Here is a 3,409-nt window from a genome sequence, read left to right on the forward strand (position 1 = left end):
TGGCTCCCCCCCCGCACCCCCCCCGTCGCGGGGGCCCCGCGCGGGGGGCCCCCCCCCCCCCCCCCGGCCCCTTGCGTGGAGTGCGGGGTCAGGCGCGGTCGGCGCCGACCGGCTCGCCGACGATGCGGGCGGCGAGGGCGTGGGCCCAGGCGTCGACGTCGGCGTTGAGCTCGCGCTCGGCGGCGGCGCGCTCCTCGGCGATCTTGGCGGTGCCGGCGACGAGGATCGCGTCGCGCTCGGCCTGGCCCTCGGCGCGGGCGGCGGCGATGGAGGCCGAGCCCTCCTCGGTGGCCTGGGAGCGGATGCGCGCGGCCTCGTGGCGGGCCTCGGCGAGCTCCGCCTCGTACTGCTCGCGGACCGCGGTGGCCTCGGCGAGCAGGTCGTCGGCGCGACCGGTGCCGCCCTCGATGGCGTCGTCGCGCTCGTCGAGGGTGCGCTTGATCTTGGGGAGGATGCCCTTCGCCATGATGAGGAAGGTGAGCCCGAACAACACCAGACCGAGGATGAGCTCGGCCCAGACGGGGTTGAGCGGACCGAGGTCCATCTTGAAGACAGTGGAGTTCGCGAGGGTCATGCGCGCATTCTACCTGTTCCAAAAGGTGACAATTCAGACACCGGGACGAGAGTTGGCGTGATCTTGCGAGCTCGGCAAGATTCCCGGCATCCAGAGGCTACCGGAAGGTAACCACGGCTGATTGTATGTGCGGCGCCAGACCAACCCCCCACGCTCTCATGGGAGTTCACGTGTCGTTCGCCGCACTCCGCCGCGCCCCCGGCGCCGCCCTTTCGCTCGCGCTCGCCGCCGCCACCCTGGCGACGGCCGCTCCGGCCGCGTCCGCCGCCTCCGCGACGGCCGCCGAGGCCCCGCGCCTGAAGGTGCTCACGTACAACACGTTCCTGTTCTCCAAGACCCTGTACCCGAACTGGGGCCAGGACCACCGCGCCAAGGCGATCCCCGCCGCCCCCTTCTTCCAGGGGCAGGACGTCGTCGTGCTCCAGGAGACCTTCGACAACTCGTCCTCGGACGCGCTCAAGGCGAACGCCGCCCCGCAGTACCCGTACCAGACCCCCGTCGTGGGCCGCAGCAAGTCCGGCTGGGACGCCACCGGCGGTTCGTACTCCTCGACCACGCCCGAGGACGGGGGCGTGACGGTCCTCAGCAAGTGGCCGATCGTCCGCAAGGAGCAGTACGTGTACAAGGACGCCTGCGGCGCGGACTGGTACTCGAACAAGGGCTTCGCCTACACCGTCCTGAACGTGAACGGCAGCCTCGTCCACGTCGTCGGCACGCACGCCCAGTCCACCGACCCGGGCTGCTCGGCGGGCGAGGCGGCGCAGATGCGGAGCCGGCAGTTCAAGACGATCGACGCCTTCCTCGACGCCAAGAACATCCCGGCGAACGAGCAGGTGATCGTCGCCGGTGACATGAACGTCGACTCGCACACCCCCGAGTACGGCACGATGCTCGCCGACGCGGGCCTGGTGGGGGCCGACGCCCGCACCGGCCACCCGTACTCCTTCGACACCGAGCTGAACTCGATCGCCTCCGACCGCTACCCGGACGACCCGCGCGAGGACCTCGACTACGTCCTCTACCGCTCCGGGAACGCCCGGCCCGCCGGCTGGACCAACCACGTGGTGCAGGAGCAGTCCGCGCCGTGGACGGTCTCCAGCTGGGGCAAGCAGTACACGTACAGCAACCTGAGCGACCACTACCCCGTCACCGGCTTCTGACCGGCCCGTCCCCCCGTTAAAGGCGGTAGGCGCAGCCGCTCAGTACGGGTAACCGCCGAAGAGGCTGTACAGCCAGGCTCCGAGCACCCCGGCGACACAGAGCAGGACGAACCAGGAACCGGCGCTGGTGTGCCGCTCCCTCCGGGGGCGGCGGCCGGGACGGTCGGCACGTGCCGACTGTCCCGGCCTCTCGCGCCTCCCCGGCCGCTCCGGCTTCCCCGGCCTTCCGGCACGGGACGGCCCCGGAGCGGGCTCCACGACGGCGGCGACGTCGGCGAGCAGGCCGCGGCACACGGCCGCCAGCTCCGCCGTCCCGGCCGTCAGGTCGATCACGACCTCCGTACGGGCCGGGGCGGTCGTCCCGCCGTCCAGGATCCGCCCGGCACGCAGCAGCGCCCGGTCCTTGCCCCCGGTCGGGGCGAGGCTGATCCAGCGGCGCACGTGCTCGCCCCGGATCACCACCCCGCCGCCACGCTCCCGGTAGACGGTGTGCTCCCGCCACAGGACTCCGGCCAACTCGTCGGCCGTCTCCCTGAGTTGCGTGTACATCGCTCTCCCCCTGCTCCCCAGTTCCCCCGATGCGAACAGCCGCCGACTCTAGCCCGCCCGGCCGAACACCCCTGCGACACCCCGCCCCGGCGCCCGTTACCCGCCGAAGTCGTACACGGTGACCGGTATCCCCCGCGCCACGAGCCGCCGCAGGACCAGCGGCTCGACCCGGTCCCACGTGCCGCCGGCGAGTCCGCAGCCGATGCGCGGCATGTGCACGGACGCGCCCAGCTCGACCGCCTTGTCCGCGAGCCGTCCGAGGGCGGCGTCGATCGCCTCGTACCGCACGGGCACCCCGGTGCTCCGCGCCGTCCGTATCCCCCGCTGCCCCACCAGGTTGGCCACCCAGACGCCCGGCTCGACCGGGACGAACTGCGCCGCACCGAGACCGAAGTCGTTCCCCGCCCGCTCGCGGTGCCAGCGCCGGAAGGCCGCCTCCGGCTCCGGCCAGCGCCGCGAGACCGCGAGGACGAAGCCCCGGCCCCAGCCCCCGAGGTCGTTGCAGACGTGCGCGACGATCTTGACGCCCTCGGCCCGCGGCGCGGTGGCGTCCCCCCGTACGTACTCGATCACCGTCATGGGATCACCGTAGGAGACGGCACTGACAGGGGTCCGCTCGCGATGTCAACCAGGGTTGACACCCGCCCGTTTGTCAACCTACATTGACAGCATGACCGATGCGACCGATCTCGCCGCACGGGCCGGCGACCGCGACCCCCGGGTCGGACTGCGGGCCGTCTCCGCGCTGCGACGACTGCTGGAACAGCTGGAGGCCGTCCAGGTGCGCAGCGCGCGCAACCAGGGATGGTCGTGGCAGGAGATCGCGACCGAGCTGGGTGTCAGCCGGCAGGCCGTCCACAAGAAGTACGGGAGGCAGTGATGTTCGAACGGTTCACGAAGGCCGCGCGCGCCACGGTGAAGGGCGCGGCCGCCCACGCGGAGCGGGGCGGCGCGCGCGTCGTCACCCCGGAGCACCTGCTCCTCGCCCTGCTCGACCGCGAGGACACCCGCGCGGCGGGGGGGGGGGGGCGGGGGCGGGCCGCGCGGGCCCCCCCCCGCCCCCCCCCCCCCCCCCCCCGCGGCCCCGGGCGCGGCGCGGGGACGCGCGGGGGGGGCGCGGGGGCAC

General features: G+C 73.3%; 5 protein-coding genes. 2 read left to right on the forward strand and 3 right to left on the reverse strand.

Features of this window, described 5'->3' with window-relative positions:
- Positions 1–88: 88 nt before the first annotated feature.
- On the reverse strand, positions 89–574 hold the full coding sequence (locus ACFV2S_RS35105; RefSeq protein WP_385569187.1) for a hypothetical protein: 486 nt from the start codon (positions 572–574) through the stop codon (positions 89–91).
- Between the two features lie 125 nt (positions 575–699).
- Between ACFV2S_RS35105 and sph the strand changes: the two genes are divergently transcribed.
- Positions 700–1,734 (forward strand): sphingomyelin phosphodiesterase, encoded by a 1,035-nt coding sequence (gene sph / locus ACFV2S_RS35110; protein WP_385569191.1) that lies wholly within the window; start codon positions 700–702, stop codon positions 1,732–1,734.
- A 39-nt stretch (positions 1,735–1,773) separates the two neighbouring features.
- Here the strand turns inward: sph and ACFV2S_RS35115 are convergent, their stop codons facing one another.
- Both ACFV2S_RS35115 and ACFV2S_RS35120 read right to left on the reverse strand, forming a co-directional pair.
- On the reverse strand, positions 1,774–2,283 hold the full coding sequence (locus ACFV2S_RS35115) for a hypothetical protein (protein ID WP_385569196.1): 510 nt from the start codon (positions 2,281–2,283) through the stop codon (positions 1,774–1,776).
- A 96-nt stretch (positions 2,284–2,379) separates the two neighbouring features.
- Positions 2,380–2,862, reverse strand: a complete 483-nt coding sequence (locus ACFV2S_RS35120) for a macro domain-containing protein (protein WP_385569200.1) — start codon at positions 2,860–2,862, stop codon at positions 2,380–2,382.
- Positions 2,863–2,953: 91 nt separating this feature from the next.
- Between ACFV2S_RS35120 and ACFV2S_RS35125 the strand changes: the two genes are divergently transcribed.
- Positions 2,954–3,163 carry a helix-turn-helix domain-containing protein gene (locus ACFV2S_RS35125; protein ID WP_030315760.1) on the forward strand — a complete coding sequence of 70 codons (210 nt, stop codon included), beginning with the start codon at positions 2,954–2,956 and terminating at the stop codon, positions 3,161–3,163.
- Positions 3,164–3,409: the final 246 nt, after the last annotated feature.

Origin of the sequence: Streptomyces sp. NPDC059695, from assembly GCF_042733785.1 — a bacterium.
GTDB lineage: Bacteria > Actinomycetota > Actinomycetes > Streptomycetales > Streptomycetaceae > Streptomyces.